Source organism: Vibrio sp. 10N.286.49.E11 (assembly GCF_041469505.1).
Lineage (GTDB): Bacteria > Pseudomonadota > Gammaproteobacteria > Enterobacterales > Vibrionaceae > Vibrio > Vibrio crassostreae_C.
Map to the genome: position 1 here is coordinate 1 of NZ_JBFRKQ010000146.1, position 1,340 is coordinate 1,340.

Below are 1,340 nucleotides of genomic sequence, written 5' to 3' on the forward strand. Positions count from 1 at the left end.
AATGCACTTGGATTTTTTTATGGATGTTTCTCAAGCTCTAAACATAATTAATGATTGGAAACCTAGCAGCGTTGAGACTTTGTCTGACTTGCTTCCAATTGAACTCATCGACGAAGCCTATTCTCTTACTGATACTGTCACGATGAGAAAGAGGAAATTAACTTTAGAATCCATGGTGTGGCTGCTTGTTGGAATGGCTATCTATAACAGTAAATCCATGAAAGATTTAGTGAACCAACTTGATATTGTCGACCGTACAGGTAAAGCTTTTGTCGCACCGAGTGCGTTAACTCAACGTCGAAAGACGTTGGGTGAAGACGCAATTAAAGCGGTCTTTGAGCGAATGACTACGTCATGGTTAAACAGTGCAAAGTTACCCCAATGGAATGGATTAACGCTGCTTGGCGTCGATGGCGTTGTTTGGCGAACGCCCGATAACCCGCAAAATGAAAAGGCATTTTCTCGACAAAAAGGGACGCAATATCCGCAAGTGAGAATGGTCTGCCAAATGGAACTAAGCAGTCACATTATTACGGCCAGTGCATTTGATAATTACAATACAAACGAAATGATATTAGCTGAAAAACTGATAGAAACAACACCAAACCATAGCGTAACAATGTTCGATAAGGGGTTCTATTCTTTAGGTTTATTACATAAATGGCAAGACTCTGGCTCAGAGCGCCATTGGCTTATCCCCCTCAAGAAAAATACACAATATGACATTGTTCAATCTTTAGGGCGAAATGACAAACTTGTTCAATTACACAGTAATCCAAGAGCTAGAAAGCTATGGCCTGATTTACCAAAGTCGATAACCGCTCGACTTGTCACTCGTAAAATTAAAGGAAAAGACTACCAAGTATTAACCTCCATGACGGACTCCCTGCGTTACCCATCAAAAGATATTGCAGGCCTTTATGAGCATCGTTGGGAAATAGAGCTGGGCTACCGAGAGCAAAAACAATACATGCTTGGAAACCGTCTTACGCTGCGAAGTCGTTTACCAGAGCTGGTCAAGCAGGAGTTATGGGGCATCTTGCTTACTTACAATTTAATCCGATATCAGATGGTCGAGCTCTGCTTCAATTTAAAGGGAAATTACCTTCCTTATCAACTGAGTTTTAACGGCACGTTAGCTCATGTATCAGCGTTACTTGTAGGCTTACCTTATTCAACACCAGGCGCAATACCTCGTCAGCTAAAGGGGTTCCACAACATGGCTGAAAGCTTAATACTTGAAGGGCGAAGGGAAAGGACATTCCCTAGAAGAGTTAAACCCAGACCACAACGGTATGCTAAGAACAAAAATGCCGTTCACTCTTAAGTGAACGGCATTA

At 41.9% G+C, this 1,340-nt stretch carries 1 protein-coding gene; it reads left to right on the forward strand.

Features of this window, described 5'->3' with window-relative positions:
* Nucleotides 1–19: 19 nt before the first annotated feature.
* Complete coding sequence (locus AB4167_RS21905) at nucleotides 20–1,327, forward strand: IS4 family transposase (RefSeq protein WP_029235596.1); 1,308 nt, start codon at nucleotides 20–22, stop codon at nucleotides 1,325–1,327.
* Nucleotides 1,328–1,340 lie beyond the last annotated feature (13 nt).

What these genes read in the sequence shown, in the direction of transcription:
- AB4167_RS21905 (WP_029235596.1), top strand. Translation starts at nt 20, where the DNA reads ATGGATGTTTCTCAAGCTCTAAACATAATTAATGATTGGAAACCTAGC.